Genomic DNA, 17,357 nt, shown 5'->3' on the forward strand with positions numbered 1-17,357 from the left:
GCCGGCAAGAAGCTGGCGACGACGATCGTCTTGCGAATAACCTCAAAATTTTGGCCTCTGCTCCCTCAGCTATGCCGCCGCGTACTCGCGTCCGAATCTCCGAACGAGCACGATGAGCCAGATCCCCGCCGCGAATTGGCCTATGCCGGCAAGCACCGTCATGACGGGCAAGAAACCGATCGAACCGTTCAACCCGAACGGCAGAACGAACAGCATAATGACGCCCATCGCGAGACTAAGCTGCCATGCCGCGCGATACGACCGCGCCAATTCCAAACGGTCGATCGATGCGGCCGTCCGCGCAAATCCCTCGCATATGCCGTACAGCAGCGCGAGCATACATAGCGTCGAAAGTCCGATCGCGGACAGCGCGGACAGCGAATACGAGCGATCCGACTGCGAGATCGTCACGGTCGCCGGCATCGCGCCCGCCAGCTCGGCGATCGACAACGCCAGCATAACCGCCGCCGCCGTCATGGCGATCCCGAATTCGCGCTGACGGTCCGGCATGTTGGCGAGACCGATCAAAATTAAAATAAATCCAAGGACGTCCGGCAGCAGGTCAAAACCGTTAATCCGAAAATCGAACAGCGTCAGCCCGAATCCCCAGGCGATCTGCGAGCAAGCGGTCCTCATTTCGCCGCCCTCCTCTGCGCTTTGACGTATTCGCGAATGGCGGCCTGCGTCGGATAAGGATGCCGCTCCATCGGAATCATTTGAACCCGGCTGATGCCCGCCTCATCCGTATATTCAAGCCGGAGCCGCATCGTTACGGGCTGCAGGTAAAGCTGCGAATTCGCGGGTACTGGAAAAGCTGCCATCAGCGATATCGGCGTGCCAGCTTCGATCTCGCGCGGAAAGACGGCCGCGTCCGTTCCGAAGTACAGTTCATACGTAAAGGCTGAGCCGAGTTCGTTCAGAAAAGCGGAGCTAAATCCATTCGCCGTGACGGGTTTGTTCACCCTGAACGTGGCCGTATTTGTGCCATCCGTGGACCCTGAAGCGCTGGATTGAGCAATCGGGCCGCCGCTCCCCATATCCTCCCGGTACACGATCATTTCGCCGATATCCGACTTCTCCAGCGTGCCGTCGCTACAGTAGACGTCGACCGAATGGATCGTGAGCGGCCCTGCCGCTGCGGACGACGGATCATCCGAGCCCGCATCGAAATGCCCGATCAACCGATACAGCTTCTGATTGCTAAAGGTCATATAGACGGAAGTCGGATAAAACTGCAACGCGGGCAGTCCCTCGATCGATACCGATACGGGCAGCCGCTTGTCGTCGTTGTTCGCGATGTAATACAGCATGAACGAGTCCCCTGGCGAATCGGACACCTCGATGAGATGCGATAAAAAACGGCCTTCCGGCAACCGGTTCGTTCGATGATAATGAATGTTATAGGCCCAGCTTGCGATAATAAGAATGACGATCGACCATCCGAAGAATGCCTTTCGCAAACGATCTCCCCTTTCGTGCCCTTGTTCCCCGATTTCCCTATTGCCTCAATCGTCCAACCGCGTCCAAGTCGTCTTCACATATCCGAGCCTCATTCCCGCCCGCTCCATATTCCGATGGCTTTGGGATAGATACGCGCACTGACTTACGGCGATCGTGCAACCGTTCCGGTGCGCCGCGTCGATTCTCCTGTCCAAGAGCAGCCGATGGAGCCCTTTGTTCCGATAGGCCGGCAGCACGGCCGCGAAGGTGAACGAGGCTTTGTCGTTTTGGATAAAGAGAACGCCCGCCGCCGCGGCGACACCGTCCGCAAAAGCGAGATAAAACTGCCATCCCGGCCGGCCATAGAGCACGCGGTTGTTCGCGGCGACAGACGGGATCCCCGCGTCCGGCAGTCCGGTTCCTTTGCAATGAACGGACGCGTACAGCTCCAATTGATCCTCCTGAAGCGGCTCGATCGAGATCGAACCCCCACCGGTGCCCGAATGATGAATGATTCCAGGCTCCTCCTGCCTTTCTTCTCGCCGTTCGGGCTCCATATACATAGACGTATGAATGCCGGAGGGATAAAATCCCGCTTCCGTCAGTTTCTTCAGAACGAGCGGGCTCGCCAAAGCGGGTACCGCTTCGAATTGAACGGCCCGTCCCCTTTCTCGATAGAAAGCGACGATCGAATCGATCGCATCCGCATCCGCCTCGACGAGCCCTTTCACCGTGTTAAAGGCAGGCCAAGGCATCGTCTTGCTGTAAAAACTCGTCGCATTCCCGAAGCGCGCGATCTCGACGCCTTCGGGGTTGCCCGGTCTGTCCTGAATCGCCAGCATGCGATCCGTCATGAATGCGATCTCCGAAGCCTCGATATCGCGAATGAGCGCAAGCGAGGGCAGTAAGCCGTTCATAGGGGATCCCTCCAGTAACAAGGTTTATCCCCTGATTTTACCACTTCCCCGTCGCAAATAGGCCTTTTTTTTGACCGGTCAACCCTTTTTCGGCGAAAAACGCGAAATAACGAATACGAGCGGGACGTACGTACGACAAAAGCTCCGCCGGGCAGGCGGAGCCTGAGGGCGGAGCTTGAGGGCGGAGCTTTTTCTCGTCGGATTAACCTTGTATGACCAACTCCAGCTTGTCGAACGAATTCGGTACTTGCAAGCTGAGCGTCCGAAGCGTTTCGTCGTAGGACCAACTGCCGCCGGCTTCCTCCAAGCTTGCCTGTCCGGTGCGAACGGCCGCAGGCGCGAAATTCATCGACTTCACTTGAAGATGGAGCCGATCGCGATCGCCGTTCATCCCTTTGGACGCATAAGCCAGGTTCAAGGAAAGCTTGTCTTCATGAAATACCGCCGTCGACTCCAGCAGGTTGAAGCCGCCGTTCTCGTAGGCATAAGTACGCGCATCGTCCTCATACCACCGCCCGGCAGACTCGGTCCCAGGCGCTCCGGCATATACGCTTATCGTAACGGTCGCCCGCTCGTTCATGACCGGCTTCCACTGATCCTCCGCAAGCTCGGACACCATGCTTCCCGCCTTCACGTACAGCGGCAGTACGTCGATTGGCGCATGCGCTAATATCGTGCGACCGCCTTCGTGGCGCTCGCCCGTCCAAAAATCGATCCATTCTCCTGCCGGCAAATAAACCGGGCGGTACTCCGTGCTTGGACGGAGAATAGGCGCGACGAGCAAGCTCGTTCCGACCAGGAACTGATCGCACAGGTTGAAGACGCTGCGGTCGTTCGGGTACTCCAGAATGAGCGGGCGCATGATCGGCAGTCCGGTCTTATGCGCTTCATAAAATTGCGTATACAGGTAAGGAAGCAGCCGATAGCGCAGGCGGATGTACTTGCGGCATATATCTTCAACCTCCGAACCGAACGACCATGGCTCCTGTCGGATCGACTCCAGCACGCTGTGGTTGCGGCAGTAAGGGAAGAACACGCCCGCTTGCGTCCAACGCGCCAGCAGCTCCGGCGTCGCGTTGTGGGCGAAGCCGCCGATATCCGGTCCGGCGAACGGCTGTCCGGATAAGCCGAGATTGAGCACCATCGGGATTGCCATCGCCAGATGCTCCCAGAAGCTGCGATTATCCCCGGTCCACGTCGCCGCGTATTTTTGTACGCCCGCATAGCCTGCGCGCGTCAGCACGAACGGACGCTCTCCGTCCAGTTGCTGCTTCAAGCCTTGCTGGGTCGCCATCGACATCAGCATGCCGTACAGATTATGAAGCTCGCGGTGCGTCTTCATGTCGCCGTCGTTGCCGTGGACGACGTCCAGGTCCATCGTTTTCGAGGCGTTGAACACGGCCGGCTCGTTCATGTCGTTCCAAATGCCGTGGATGCCGAGCTCCGTATAATAACGGTGCTGCTCTCCCCACCAGGAACGTACCTGATCTTCCGTGAAGTCGGGGAATGCGCTCGCTCCCGGCCATACGTTGCCGATGAACACTTCGCCTTCCAGCTTGCGGCAGAAATAATCGTTTTTCGTTCCTTCGATATAAGGCGCGTATTCCGGATCCTTTTTTGACGCCCGGGTCTACGATCGGAACGATCTTGATGCCCATCTCGCCCAGCTCGTTGATCATCTTTTTCGGATTCGGGAAACGCACCGGGTCGAACGTGAACACGCGGTACTCGTCCATATAATGAATGTCCAGGTAAATCACGTCGCAAGGGATGTTCTTGCTTCGGAAGTTCCTTGCCAGCGTCATGACTTCTTCCTGGTTCATATAGCTGTAGCGGGACTGATGATACCCGATGGCCCATGCGGGCGGAAGATCCATTCGCCCCGTCAAGCCGCTGTACCGCCGTACGACATCCTTCAACTCAGGTCCGTAAACAAAATAATAATCGATCGTGCCCGCATGGACCTGGACCGTGTAAGCAATATCGCTCGTGTGCATATCGAACGTGGAACGTCCCGGATTATCGAGGAAAATGCCGTAAGCAGGCCGGTCGTAGCGGAAATGAATGAAAAAAGGAATGGATACATACAAGCATTCGATCTCAGGCACATGGGGATCGAAGACATCCGAATTCCACATGTCGTACTTCTCGCCTTTTTTTATCCAGAAAGCTCGTCTTCTCCCCAGGCCGTAAATATGAGAGTCTGCCACCATCGCTCTTCGGAAGCCGTACTCGCCCCGTCCCGCCCTGTACAGCTCTTTTTCCCGGGAGATCAGTTCGCCTTCCGCATCGTAAAAATCGATTCGGGCATCCGGTTTATGCACGACCGCCGTTAGCGCCGGCAGCACCAGCTTATACTGTTCCGGCTCCTCATCCAACCGCGCGTCAACTGCGTTATAAGCCTCTTTTTTGAACTGCAATCGTCGACTTCAAATCGAGCGCATGATCCAGCAGCAGCTTTACGCGAACCACATGATCGTTGACCGGCTGCAGCATAATCGACGCGTGTGCGCCGCGGAATACATATACGCCCTGCTCGCTTTGTACCGACTGGATCGCGCCGACGTGCCAATCAACTTTGGGCGCTTCCTGATGTTCGATTTTATCGGGATGGATCGTTTCGCTAGTTTGCAAGTGATTTATCTCCTATTCCTTCTGATCAATAAATGAACAAATTCACCGTCAGCCTTTAACCGAACCAAGCGTGATTCCTTTTACGAAGTACTTTTGGAAGAAAGGATAAATCATGAGCAGCGGCAGCATGGAAATGAAGATTTTCGCCGCATTCAAGGTCTGGTTCGACATGGTCGCAAGCCGCTTGGCCGATTCCGCATCGATTTTGGCAGGATTAAGCACGATCGTGACTTGACGGATGTACGATTGCAGCGGATAATTTTCGTTTTTCGTCATTAACACAAGCGCCTGGAAAAACTCATTCCAATGTCCGACGATCGTAAATACGAGGATCGTCGCCATGACCGGCGTAGAAAGCGGCAGGAAAATGCCGAACAGGATGCGCCACGGGCCCGCGCCGTCGATCAAAGCGGATTCTTCCATTTCCTTCGGCAGGTTTCGGAAGAAGTTCATGACGAGAATGACGTTAAAGACAGGCAGCCCGCCTCCCAGCACCAATCCCCAAATGTTGTTGATCATGCCCAGCGACTTCATCGTCATGTACCAAGGCACCAGGCCGCCGCTGAACAGCATGCAAAAGATTAATAGCCACATGAGGATATTTCTAGGCTTGAATTCCTTAGCGGTCTTCGATAGTGGATAGGCCATGAGCAGCACGACGAAAAAAGCAATGATCGCCCCGAGGACGACGCGCTCTACCGAGATGAAGAACGACTTGAAAAACTGCCCGTCCTCGATGATGGTTGCGTACGAATTGAACGTTAAGCCCTGGGGCCAAAAAAACACGTCGCCGCCCGCTACGGCCGCTCTGTCGCTCAGGGATATGACGAGCGTATACCAGACAGGCAGGATGCATAGAAGCGTGATTACGATCAGCAGAACTTTATTGACTCCGTTAAACAGTCTGGCGACAGCGGAACGATCCTCTACCATTGTGATCACGTCTTTCTCTTAGAAAATTCTGTAGTTCGCAAAACGGTAAGCGAGCGTGTAAGAAACCGAGATGAGAACCAAGCCCACGACCGATTTAAGCAAGCCGACCGCCGTCGCAAGTCCGTATTGCATATCGATGAGACCCGCCCGATAAACCCAGGTGTCGATAATATCGCCGGTTGAATATACCGTTGGATTGTACAGATTGAATATTTGATCGAATCCGGCATTTAGAATATTCCCGAGACTAAGCGTACCAAGCAGAACGGCGACCGGTAAAATACTCGGAAGCGTAATACGCGTCAACCGTTTAAACTGGGATGCGCCGTCAATGGCAGCCGCTTCGTACATTTCAGGGTTGATGGAGGTTAAAGCCGCAAAGAAAATGATCGCCGCAAATCCGAATTCCTTCCAAATGTCGCTGAAAACAACCATCCAAGGAAATAGGGTAGGATTCGCGAAAAACAGCATCGGCTCCGCGCCGAAGAGGGAGAGAACCTGATTAATCGGGCCGGAGTAGGAAAAGATATCCAGCATAATCCCTGCGATGATAACCCAAGACAAAAAGTGAGGCAAGTACACGATCGTTTGAACCGAACGGGTAAACAGCCTGTTCTTCACTTCATTTAACATAAGCGCAAAAACGAAAGGAACGATCAGGTTGCCGAGCATTTTAAACAGCGCGATCACGATCGTATTTTTGAATATGACTTTGCTGTCGTCGAGCTGGAACATGTACTCGAAGTTATCCAGACCGATCCATTCCGACTTGAATAGGCCTAGTCCCGGATTAAAGTCCTTAAAGGCCATCAACACGCCATACATAGGAAGCAGGTTATAAAGCGCGAGCCATATCAGTCCGGGGAGGAGCATCAAAAAAATAATGTTTAGAAACGCCTCGCTCAAGCATATTCATTCTCCTTAACAGGATCATCAAGGCGAGTGAAGCTGCCACTCGCCTTGATCACGATCCTTTATTTCAGTTCGTTGACTTCCGCGGTAATTTCGTCTCCGCCTTGCTGCTTCCACTTCTTGACGAAGGTATCGAATTCGTCCACCGGAGCGACGCCCATAATGATTTTCAGGAAGGTCTCGTCTTCCAGCTTCTTCAGGTTGGTCCACTTCGTTTGCATCGTTTTCGTTTGCGCCGTGGCGATGCTCTTCACGTAGTTGACGTTTGCGTCGACGAACGTAGATCCGCCGTTCAGATGCGCATAGACGTGGGCGAAGAAATCCGGATCCGTTTTTTTGATCCCAGTATTGAATATCGTAGTTGTCGAACGGCTCTTTTTTTAATGTTTTTAACGTGCGAGGCAAGCTCGTAGGTGAAGCCGTAGTTCACTTTGTCGACTTCCTCCAGCTTCATTTCGCCCGTAAGCACCTTTTGCGTCGTTTTTACCGCGTATTGCAGCTGATCGCCGAAGCCCATGATCAGGAACAGCGGAATTTCCTGAGAGGTCATTTCTTTGCCTACGGCCGTTTTATAGCTGTCGGCTTTTTCGGACACGTGCAGATTCAGCATTCTAATAATGGCTTCCGGATGCTCGTATTTTTTGTTGACGACGATGAAGTTGCTGCCCGTCGCCTGGTTGGAGTTGAATACGCCCGCATCGTCAAGCGGCGCGGCATAAGGTCTCCAGTTGGCATCCGGATTGCTCTTGATTGCGTCCTGCAGATCGTACGGCGACCACCATGGTCCGAAGAAGATGCCCGCTTGCCCGCTCGTCAGCGCTTCTTTCGTGCTCTTTCTCAGGCCGATTTCTTTGTCGAGGATTCCTTTGGCGTACCAGTCCCGCATCAGTGTCAATGTTTTCTTGGTCTCGGCCGTCGTAGAGCCATACACCGCGTTGCCGCTGTCATCCTTCACCCAAATGCCTGGATAGGCGTCGTTGGCAAAGAACAACGGAGAGAAGTTCATGAAGTGGTCGCCGGACGACAGGAACGTGGAATACAGCGAACCGCCTTGCTGCGTGCCTACGATACCAAGCGTGTTTTCCCCGCCCATCTTGTTATCCTTGAAGGCTTTGGCAATATTCTCGAGATCCTGCAGCGACTTCGGCGCTTCGAGTCCGAGCTTGTCGAGCCAGTCCTTGCGAATCCAGGTCATCGGCGCCGAAGGCAGCGTCGTCTCAGGCAGCGCGTACAGCTTGCCGTCGAACGTTACGCCTTCAAGAAGCCCGGGGTTCGTCTTGTAGATCTGCTTCAGCCGTTCTGCGCCGTACTTGTCATAGACATCCGTCAAGTCGGCTAGCTGGCCGGCCTTCACCATTTGTCTCAGTTGCGTTTCGTTGACGAGCATCGCATCCGGCAGGTTATTGCTTGCGATCGCCAAGCTTACTTTTTGACCGTAATCGGCCGGAGCCGCTTCCCATTCGTGTTTAACTACGATGTTGTAGGAATCCTTGAGCCAACGCGTATACACGTTGTCCTCGGCAGTGTCTTCGCCTTCGTATTTGTAGGTAGGATCGACGCTTCTGCCTAGCGATACTTCGACCGGTTCAGGGAATTTGCCCAATGGATCGACGGCCGCATCCGTTTGTGCGGAACCACTCGCGGAACCACTCGCGGAACCACTCGCGGTACCGCTCGCGCTGCTGCTTGCTGCAGGGCTTGCGCTGTTGGCCGCGTTATTGTTCGCGTTGTTGCTTGCGCATGCGCCCAAGGTGAATGCAACGGTCAGACCAACTGCCAAGGTCTTGAAACTCTTGTTCATTTTCTTTCCCCCAGATGGTTTATTCACTTCGCATCCTTGCAGGTTAATTATAGTTTGTCATGCGCATTGGCCGCGTTAGAAGATCCTTGCCAATGAGGATGACAATCCGATGAAGATGATGAAAATAAAAAATTCGTCCGAAAACTGTCTAACCTGTTTTCGGACGAATTTCTACTTCGTTTGCGCCTGCTTCAGCTGTGCCTGTCGTGCATGCTCGCTTGTCGATAATCGCTTGGAAGCACGCCGACGTGCTCTCGAAATAGACGGCTAAAATATTTATCGTCGTTATAGCCGACTTGTTCCGCGATCCATTGGATCGTCCTGGTCGTGTTCATTAAGTAATGCTTGGCCCGCTCCATGCGGATATCCCTTAAATAATCGGTGTACGTTTTACCTACGATCTGTTTGAAGCATTGGCTGAAATAGCTGCTGCTCATATTGACCATTTGCGCCATTTCGCCTGCCGTCAAAGATTGGCTCATCATCGTTTGGGCCAAGTTCGTCGCCTTCGCGATGCTGTTCTGAATCTCGAGGGAAAACTGCGGCTTAATATTCGCCTGCCGGATCGCATCCCTTGCGCAGCATAGCCACTCCTGAAATTGCAAGAAGCAATGAAACGAATCCTCCATCGCGACAAGGCTTCCCATTGCCTGCCCGTATAGCCGGTTCCATTCGTCCGTCAGCGAGAAAAACAATCGGGTCAATCGAATCGGCGGAAGCTTGACGTCCTTCAGGTCCTGAAGCATCTGCTCGAAAATACGGTCGTCGTAAAGCCAATCCGGGGACAGCCATCTTCTTTTCAATTCATTCAGATCATGACCGCTGTCCTTCCCGATGTTCACGATCTCGTCCCGCCCGATATCAAGAAGCGCCTGCGCCGGATCATAATCGTAAAAAAAAACCGTTTCTGCGATAAGTTCGAATGAGCTGCACGATCGCTTTGCGGTCCAGCTCCTTCAGGTCGCGAATGCAAACGAGGGCATGCCCGGCGCTCGATGTCCAAGCGCCCGCGGGCACATCGTGCCAGTACCATACCCCCATCTCGACCTCAACGGCGTCTTGGGGCAAGGAGGCGTCCCATTTCGGATCGTCGCCATGCTGATTCAGCGTATAAACGACATAAACCCGATCGACTTGCGTTTTTTCCGTTTGTTGGACGCCTAGCTTTTTCTTATCCAATAAAGAAGCGATTCTCCCCAGCACATCCTCGAATTGCTCTTTCTCGAGCTGCGTTTTGGCAATATAATCGATGGCGCCGAGCCGCAGCGCCTCCTGTACGTATTCGAAATCGGTATGTAGCGTCAACACGACCGTTTGAATATGCGGGTGATGCTTGCTTACTTCCTTCATTAACTCGATGCCCGACATGACAGGCATCGATAGGTCCGTCAGCAGCAAATCCACCTTGTTATTCTCGATAAACTTCAGCGCATTCTCGCCATTGTTGGCTTCCCCCTACGACTTCCATTCCGAATTCCTTCCAAGGCATGAAGTTGACCAGACCGATTCGAACCATTTTTTCATCGTCGACAACCAGGACGCGAATCATGATGGGTGTTCACCTCTATAAACAGGCAAGCTTAGGGAAACGGTCGTGCCGTTGCCGATCTCGCTCTTAATCGTAAACTTCGCCCGGTCTCCATAGTTTGATTCCAGTATGCGGATGACGTACTTCATGCCGATACCCATCCCTACCTTCTGCCCGTCGAGAGGATCGTCGTTCAGCAGCTGCCGGATTTTCTCCGGCGTCATCCCGACCCCATTGTCTTGTACTTTAATTTCCAGCTCTTCATTTAACCGAATATCGACATGAACGTAACCGTCGTCGCTAACGCCGTGATAGAGCGCGTTTTCAACCAACGGCTGAAGGATGAACCGCGGGATCTCCAGCTGCATCGCCTCCTCGTCCACGTCGATATCGACATCGAACTGGAAGTCGTACCTGATTTTCTGAAGCTGCAAATACTCCTTCAGCGCTTCGATCTCGCCTTGGATCGTCGTTCCCCCCGCCCATTTTCCCCAAATTATATTGCAGCAGTTTGTTGAGGGAGAGTGTCAGTTTGTCGATTTCCTCCTGCCCGTTCATCATCGCCAGCCAATGCACGGTGTCGAGCGTATTCATCAGAAAATGCGGATTGATCTGATACAACAGTTTTTCAACCTCTAAATCCGCTCTTCTCTTTTCTTTCTGTTCGATTTCCCCGTACAGCTCCCATACCTTCTTCTTCATTACGCGAATCTTGAAGAGGAGATAATCGAATTCTGGTATATTCGTTAATTCGGTATTATCCTTGGCATTGGATTGCACCAAATTTTTGATCTCCATGTTGAATCGTTCAAGCGGCTTGTAGACCATTCTCGACAAAAATACGGCGAGACCGATCGCGGCCAATTCGAATAATAAGAAATATAACGCGATTTGCAAAAACCACTGGTTTTTCTCCCGGTTCAATTCCTTCTCGGGCACGACCGACACGAGACTCCAGCCCTGGTTGCTCGTTTCTTTATGCCATACGGCGTGTCCATATACGCCCGACGCCGCTTTTTTGTCGCTCGCAGGAAATAAGCTGTTTAGCGGAAAATGCGTTTCATCCTGGGTATACGTAATTTTGCCGTCATTATTAAGAATGAGGAGCTCGCGCGACCTGCTATCCGAGGGTTTGGATTGCAATAGCTTCTGAGCCGTATTGAAGCCTGTCTCCACGTACAAGTAAATGTCCTGATTAGCCACGTTTACCTTGCGCATGATGCTGAAAACCAACTGGTTCGACGATCTATTATAGCTTTTATGCGGACCGAAATAAGTGATTTCCGGATAGCTTTCCATAATTGGAAGCAACTTCGGGTCAAAAAGATTCTCGCACCATAAAATTTTCAAAATCGTATTCGCCGGTATCCTGATTATAATATAGCGTCAAGCCGACATTCGGGTTTGAAAAGGTAACGACGTTCAGCTCGTATTTCATCTCGTTCCGAAGTCTTATAATCTCGAATCGGCTCGTCTCTTCCTGCAGCTGCTCCAGGATCCGGTTCGTTCCTCCGCCGAATGCGAGCTGCTGGGATACGTGATTCAGGTTGTTTAACGTATTGTCCAAAATCAGCAAATCTTGCTTCAGGTTGCTCTGCAGGGAGGTCCCGACCTTATTGACGAGGATCGAATTGATGGTAAAGAGCGAAGCCAATCCCAGACAAACGAAGGGGATCAGAACGATCAGGAAAAATATAGAAATAATCCGGTGTTTAAACGTGAATTGCCGAAAGCGCTTGGATGCAAAACCTAATTTCACTATCTTCCCTCCCGATCTTCCCTTATATTATCACGGATTGCGAATATGGAATGATAAGCAAGCCATAAACCCCGTACCTTTCGGCATTAGGGTTTATGGCTGCAATCATTAGCTATTCAAAAGCGCGTAGACGATTTGTGCGGCTTCTGCCCGCGTCAGGGAAGTCTGCGGCATGAAGACGTTAGCGCCTTTGCCCTTCAGGAGACCCAGCGCACTCGCCTGCGACACGGCATCCTGAGCCCATGCGCTGATGTTTGCCTGATCCGAGAAGACGGTGCCTGCCGCCGGAACGTCGCGGCTCCCGCTTTGGAACGCATAGGCGCGCATCAGCATCACGGCAGCCTCTTGCCTGGTAATCGTCTTGGCCGGTTCAAACGTCTGCGGGTCGCGGCCGGTTACGATTCCCGCTTCGTATACGGCCGTCACTGCGTCCGCATACCATGCATCGCTCTTGACATCGTTGAACGGATTCGAGCCCGTCGATTGGAGTCCGAGCGATCTCGTCAGCAAAGCCGCGAATTCCGCTCTCGACACGGAACGATTCGGTGTGTATTCCGTCTCCGTCGTTCCGTTTACGATTTGCTTCGCGGCCAGCGACTTGATGGCCGGAGAAGCCCAGTTCGATTCGCTTACGTCGTTGAAGCGCTTGTTGATTTCTAGTACGGCATAGGTGCTGAAATGACGGACCTGCGCGGTAATGACGTTGTTTTCGATCTTGCCGCCCGCGTACTGAAGCTCATTTTGGCCGCCGATGAAGTAGACGCCCGTCAGATCCGGATTGACGGCTCCCTCCAGCGCGAACCGAAGCGTAAGCGGCTTTGCGAATTCGCTGATCTTCTTCGCTTCGTTGCCTTCGGTCGTGACGGACAGCGAGAATTCGTACATTTGTCCGACTACCTGGACGGCAGCGCGGTTCAGAAGACCGGCATTTTGGATTGGCTCCGCTCTCGCTTGCGAGACTGGCGCAGCCTCCAGCGCAATCCTCGTTTTGTCCGTCGGCTGACCTGCCGCGCTCGATTGCGCTTCGCTGAGCACTTCTGCAGGGAGCTCGATGGAGATGGCGTTAAACTGGATCCGGATCGGTTTGTTGCCGGTCAGGTCGGCAGCCCGGATCGGAAGCAGAACCCGCGTCGCGTCCTTCGCTGCGCTGAGAACCAGATCCCCGCTTAACCGCTTCAGATCTTCGTCATTAAAGGTCGTAACGACTTTGTTGCCGTCGGCCGGCGTCGGTGTCGGCTTTGGCGTTTGCGTTGGCGTTGGCGTCGGCGTTGCCGGATCAGGTACGATGACCGGACCTTGCGTAATGACGGCCTTCTTGAACGCATCCGCCGCCGATGCCAGCGATGCCAGCGCATCGTCCAGTTGCTGCGCCGTAGCGGCCGAATTGCCGTATGCCGCTTCAGCCGCAGCGACGGCTGCTTGCAGCGCAGCCTTGGAGCCTGCCGGATACTGTCCCGGGTTTGCGCCCTCGACCGCCCCGTCCAGCAAAGCTTGCGCTGCGTCGATCGCCTGGCGGAGCGCCGTCCGGTCTTCGATCGTCATCGACTTGACGACGACCGCGAAGGTTTTCTTGTCGGTCGCTTCGCCCTTCGTCAACGTCGCGGTCAGGACCACGGCAGCGTCCGGTTCGCCTGCCGCCGGACGAACGACTGCGCCCGCCGCACTGATGACCTCCGGCTTGTCGCTCGACCAGGAGACGGCGACATCGCCCGCTGCCGTCGTCGGCAGCGTCACGTTATCCGTGACAAGCGCCGCATCGTCGCCCTCGGCGTAGCCCACTTCGAGCGCCGCGACCGCAGCCGTTACCGCTTCGGCGTCCAGATCCCCCCTGGAGCACCCAGTGCGCGTTAAGACTGGTGACGGACGCGGTCGACCAGTTGCCCTCGAACACGCGGCCGCCGTTGCTGTTGTAGTACTGCTGGCCTTTTCCGTCCGTGTTTTCATAGTAGCCTCTGAACACGTAGCCGGCTCTTTCCGGCGTGGCGATGCCAATCGGCAGCTTGCCGCCATGGGAGACCGATACGCTTGTCGTGCCGCCCGATCCGCTCTGCGGATCCAGCGCGACATTGTAGCGGTTCGCATCGAAGCGGGCGTACAGCGTCAGATCGCCCACGGAGCCTTCCGCGATGCTGTTAAGCCTGGAGCTTGGCTTGAATTGCGGATCGGTGAACCAGCCAACGAAAGTATAACCATCCTTCGGGCTCGGCGCGATCAGGTCGAGCGTCGGGGTGACGATCGAATAGGCAGCCGGTTCGGTGCCCGGCATGACGGCGGATGCTGAGCCGTCCCTATAAGCGATCGCGTAGGATACCAGGTTCCACTTGGCGAACAGCGTCGTCGACGCCGCCACCGTATCCGTGCCGAAGTTCCATTCGTTCTTGAACTCCGCGTCCTTGTACCATCCGCCGAACGTATAGCCGTTCCGGACCGGCGGCTGCGGCGCCGCGATCTTCGTGCCGTATACGACGTTGGCAACGGACATGACCGGGCTGCCGCCCTGGACATTGAAATCGACCAAGGCTTTGTCCGCATCCAGCTTGATCCATCCGGCATAAAGCGTCATGGCGTAAATTTGATCTTCGCCGAGGGTGTTGACCACCGGCTTGTCGAAGTCGTATACCTGCGTCATCGCCGCATCGGTGTACCATTTTCCGTCGAACAGGTAACCGCCGCGCGTCGGATCGGTCGCCGGCCGGGTCGCTTTTGCGCCGTCCCGGACGTATTGATTGGCGACCGCGCTGCCGCCCGACGTGTCGAACATCACGCCGTTGCGTCCCGGCGGGAATACGCCGCTGGCCGCATAGCCGATGTTGTTGCCTGCGGCAAACGCCGTGTCCCAGTTGGCGCGTGCGTTGTTGCCGGTATCGGACGAGCCGTTGATGTTATAGTTCGTCAGCGTATTGCTGGTACCATAGAAATACAACTGCTCATTGTTAAGCATGGAGGCGGTGATCGCCGGTTGATTGGATTGCTGTTGAACGTCCGCGTTGGTGCGGGTGTTGAAGATGATTCCGCCGACGGCAGCCCGCGGCATTTTAATCATGTACCAATGGGTGTCGGCGCCGTTGTATTTCATTCTCGTCATCGTGCCGCCGGGCCATCCGCCGAACAGTTCGGGATTAAATGTATAAGCCCTTACGCCGTAGGTGTAGGTGCCCCACGCCTGGTAGTTCGCATGACGGTTGATGGAGAAATAAACGTTGACGTGCGTCGGCTCCGCGACCGGAGGCGCGGGCGCTTTTTCGGGTTCTACCCTTGTGTAGGTGAATTCCCGGGTCATCCAGTTGCCTCCGGCCGCCCTGCCCATCAACGTCACGGTGATGGGATCGTTGTAATTGCCGCTCACGGTGATGGTGTCGTCGTTGGCAAAGCTCGCGGCGACGCCGTTGTTGACGGCATACATGGCTTCGGTCACATTGACCGCCGACAGCCTGAGCTTCAGCTGATTGCCCGTAAAGCTGTTGCCCGCGATGACATCGTCGTCGCTCGGCAAGGCGGCCAGAATGGCGGGCGCTGCGCTCTCCCGTTCCATCAGCACGACAAGGCCGGCGTTCGGATTAGTGTCCGTATTCGATACTTTGGCAGGGTTGCCGGGAAGGGTCCCGCTTATTCTGCCGTTCGCTACGGTGAATATGTTGCTCGGGTTCAGCACGTTCACATAGAAGCCGTCCTTCAGGAACTTCACGGGCACGCTGCCCAGCACGCGGTCGGTCTTGCTGGTGTTGACCAGCACCGCGCCGCCGCCCGCCGCGGTCGTGCCGCGCTCGATCATGACGGCCGTGTTGCCGAGACTTACCAGATTCTCGTCCCGCCCGGCCATCGCGTTGTGGAACTTGTTGACGGCCACGACCTCGGGATGCGTCCATTGAGGCTTGCTGTTGGCGACGTTGTCCGCAGTCCGCACGTTGGCTCGCTGCGTGCCGTCGGCATTGACGTTACGGGCGAAGAAGAGAGGCGAAGCGTCTTTCCGGGCGGCGATCATCGCCCAGCCCTGTCGGATCTGCTTGGGGCTGAAGCTCAGGGACTCGCCTTCATTGTTGTAGGTGTCGTGGGATTCTACCCAAGGCACCAGCCGGTCGGCCGTCAGGCCCTCGGCGCCGTAATCCGCCCATTTGTCGAGACGACCGATATCCCCTACCTCGAGGACGCCGCGTACATCATGCCCGTACTTGGAGGCGGTCAGGTCGACATACTTGGCATAGCCTTGCATCCTGTCCATGTTGGGGTCTCCCCCCTTGAAGCACTTCGCCGTACTGGAAGTTGACCTTGCCTTTCGCCTCCAGGTAGGCCTTGACGGCGCCGGTCACGTTTTTCACGTAATCGCTGGCGAATTTTCCGTCGGTATATCTCGGATTCGCAGCGCCCGCCGCGATGCTCGCCGGGGAGGGCGCGTCGTCGTCCAGCTCGATATGCTTGATGGCGTCATAGCGGAAACCGCTCGCGCCGGCGTCGATGATGTCCTTCAAGTAAGCGATGTAGGCGTCTTGAACGAACTTGGCGTGCGTGTCCAGATCCCTTAGCCCGCTAATCATCTCCGGCTGGGTCAGCAGGAAACGGTCGTTGTAACCTACGTTGCCGGTCACATTGTGGAAGTAGGTACTGTCATTCCACGGGGCATCCGAGTTGGCTGCGGAGCCCATATGGTTCGGTATCACGTCGACGACGACCTTGATGCCGAGCGCGTTGGCGGCGGAGGTCAGGCTGACGAACGCGTCCCTGTCGCCGAATTTATTGCCGTTGCCGCCGGCGACCATATTGCGGGGCGAATAGGACGAAGCCCAGCCGGTCCCCCCGGTGGAGCTGCCCATGATCGGCGACGTCTGAATCGCCGTGTAGCCTGCGTCGGCGATTGCCTGCAGATTCTCCTGTATGACGCTCAAATTCCAGTCAAAGGCGTGCAAAATAACGCCGTCCCGGATGCGTTCCGGGGTGGCGTTGCCTGTTGTCGCAGCCGCCTTCGCGACCGGCGCTTCTATCGGCTCTTCTGCATAAACCGGATTTGAAGCCGTGACAAACGGGAACGAAACGACGGCCATGCACCAGATCAGCACATGCGCCAAAACTTTATTCCATCTCCTGTTCAAATCAATTCCCCTTCCAATCTTTTTATATTGCCCCGTTAATATATCACCTCCGTTTTTTTTTCGAGGTAGAGATCGATTGCGAATGTGGACGAATATTAAGCGATTACAATACAGCCATGCGAAATGTTTCTATCCTCTTTTCATTGGAATACCTAACCTCGACGGTTTGCGCAGACAACTCACGCCTCGATCTAAATTTCGAAATGCCTAAAATAGATTTGTAACTTTCCGGTACTATGAAGTCTGTCAAGCTTTCTCTCCTATTTTTGCGGATAAAAAAATTACGACCCGCTCCCTTTCACACGATCCAAGCCAGAACAGGGAGCAGCGCCGCGAAGGCCTGCTCCCT

16 protein-coding genes and 2 pseudogenes are annotated in these 17,357 nt (G+C 54.8%); all 18 read right to left on the reverse strand.

What is annotated here, in order from left to right; translation table 11 throughout:
* Positions 1 to 69 precede the first annotated feature (69 nt).
* Positions 70 to 636 carry a hypothetical protein gene (locus OMP38_RS13705; RefSeq protein WP_277565649.1) on the reverse strand — a complete coding sequence of 189 codons (567 nt, stop codon included), beginning with the start codon at positions 634 to 636 and terminating at the stop codon, positions 70 to 72.
* Complete coding sequence (locus OMP38_RS13710) at positions 633 to 1,460, reverse strand: hypothetical protein (RefSeq protein ID WP_277565650.1); 828 nt, start codon at positions 1,458 to 1,460, stop codon at positions 633 to 635. Before OMP38_RS13710 ends, OMP38_RS13705 begins: the two co-directional genes overlap by 4 nt.
* Before the next feature lie 45 nt (positions 1,461 to 1,505).
* The gene (locus tag OMP38_RS13715) at positions 1,506 to 2,357 is read right to left on the reverse strand and encodes a GNAT family N-acetyltransferase (protein ID WP_277565651.1); all 852 of its coding nucleotides are present in this window, start codon (positions 2,355 to 2,357) and stop codon (positions 1,506 to 1,508) included.
* Positions 2,358 to 2,559: 202 nt separating this feature from the next.
* A complete protein-coding gene (locus OMP38_RS13720; RefSeq protein ID WP_420869647.1) occupies positions 2,560 to 3,900 on the reverse strand; it encodes a glycoside hydrolase family 31 protein in 1,341 nt (446 codons plus the stop codon).
* A 64-nt stretch (positions 3,901 to 3,964) separates the two neighbouring features.
* Positions 3,965 to 4,777: pseudogene (locus tag OMP38_RS13725) on the reverse strand (TIM-barrel domain-containing protein); the annotation flags it as partial.
* Positions 4,752 to 4,991: a hypothetical protein gene (locus tag OMP38_RS13730; RefSeq protein WP_277565652.1), complete on the reverse strand. Its 240-nt coding sequence runs from the start codon at positions 4,989 to 4,991 to the stop codon at positions 4,752 to 4,754. The gene OMP38_RS13730 and the pseudogene OMP38_RS13725, both read right to left, overlap by 26 nt.
* Positions 4,992 to 5,039: 48 nt before the next feature.
* Entirely contained in the window at positions 5,040 to 5,924 is an 885-nt protein-coding gene (locus OMP38_RS13735; RefSeq protein ID WP_277566809.1) for a carbohydrate ABC transporter permease, read from the reverse strand.
* An 18-nt stretch (positions 5,925 to 5,942) separates the two neighbouring features.
* Positions 5,943 to 6,834, reverse strand: a pseudogene (locus OMP38_RS13740) (ABC transporter permease).
* 64 nt (positions 6,835 to 6,898) lie between these two features.
* Positions 6,899 to 7,057 (reverse strand): hypothetical protein, encoded by a 159-nt coding sequence (locus tag OMP38_RS13745; protein ID WP_277565653.1) that lies wholly within the window; start codon positions 7,055 to 7,057, stop codon positions 6,899 to 6,901.
* Positions 7,058 to 7,128: 71 nt separating this feature from the next.
* Positions 7,129 to 8,637, reverse strand: coding sequence for an extracellular solute-binding protein (locus OMP38_RS13750; RefSeq protein WP_277565654.1), 1,509 nt, complete (start codon positions 8,635 to 8,637; stop codon positions 7,129 to 7,131).
* A gap of 191 nt (positions 8,638 to 8,828) precedes the next feature.
* Entirely contained in the window at positions 8,829 to 9,479 is a 651-nt protein-coding gene (locus OMP38_RS35840; RefSeq protein ID WP_420869648.1) for a helix-turn-helix domain-containing protein, read from the reverse strand.
* Positions 9,480 to 9,519: 40 nt separating this feature from the next.
* Entirely contained in the window at positions 9,520 to 10,041 is a 522-nt protein-coding gene (locus OMP38_RS35845) for a response regulator (protein ID WP_420869649.1), read from the reverse strand.
* 141 nt (positions 10,042 to 10,182) lie between these two features.
* Positions 10,183 to 10,533: a sensor histidine kinase gene (locus tag OMP38_RS13760; protein WP_277565655.1), complete on the reverse strand. Its 351-nt coding sequence runs from the start codon at positions 10,531 to 10,533 to the stop codon at positions 10,183 to 10,185.
* On the reverse strand, positions 10,490 to 11,515 hold the full coding sequence (locus tag OMP38_RS13765; RefSeq protein WP_277565656.1) for a sensor histidine kinase: 1,026 nt from the start codon (positions 11,513 to 11,515) through the stop codon (positions 10,490 to 10,492). Before OMP38_RS13765 ends, OMP38_RS13760 begins: the two co-directional genes overlap by 44 nt.
* Positions 11,484 to 11,924, reverse strand: coding sequence for a hypothetical protein (locus tag OMP38_RS13770; protein ID WP_277565657.1), 441 nt, complete (start codon positions 11,922 to 11,924; stop codon positions 11,484 to 11,486). Before OMP38_RS13770 ends, OMP38_RS13765 begins: the two co-directional genes overlap by 32 nt.
* A gap of 108 nt (positions 11,925 to 12,032) precedes the next feature.
* Positions 12,033 to 13,703 carry an S-layer homology domain-containing protein gene (locus OMP38_RS13775; RefSeq protein ID WP_277565658.1) on the reverse strand — a complete coding sequence of 557 codons (1,671 nt, stop codon included), beginning with the start codon at positions 13,701 to 13,703 and terminating at the stop codon, positions 12,033 to 12,035.
* Positions 13,660 to 16,143, reverse strand: a complete 2,484-nt coding sequence (locus OMP38_RS13780) for an InlB B-repeat-containing protein (protein WP_277565659.1) — start codon at positions 16,141 to 16,143, stop codon at positions 13,660 to 13,662. Before OMP38_RS13780 ends, OMP38_RS13775 begins: the two co-directional genes overlap by 44 nt.
* Positions 16,082 to 17,008, reverse strand: a complete 927-nt coding sequence (locus tag OMP38_RS13785) for an alpha-amylase family glycosyl hydrolase (RefSeq protein WP_277565660.1) — start codon at positions 17,006 to 17,008, stop codon at positions 16,082 to 16,084. The genes OMP38_RS13780 and OMP38_RS13785 overlap by 62 nt, the downstream gene beginning before the upstream one ends.
* Positions 17,009 to 17,357: the final 349 nt, after the last annotated feature.

Source organism: Cohnella ginsengisoli (genome assembly GCF_029525555.1).
Taxonomy (GTDB): domain Bacteria; phylum Bacillota; class Bacilli; order Paenibacillales; family Paenibacillaceae; genus Cohnella; species Cohnella ginsengisoli.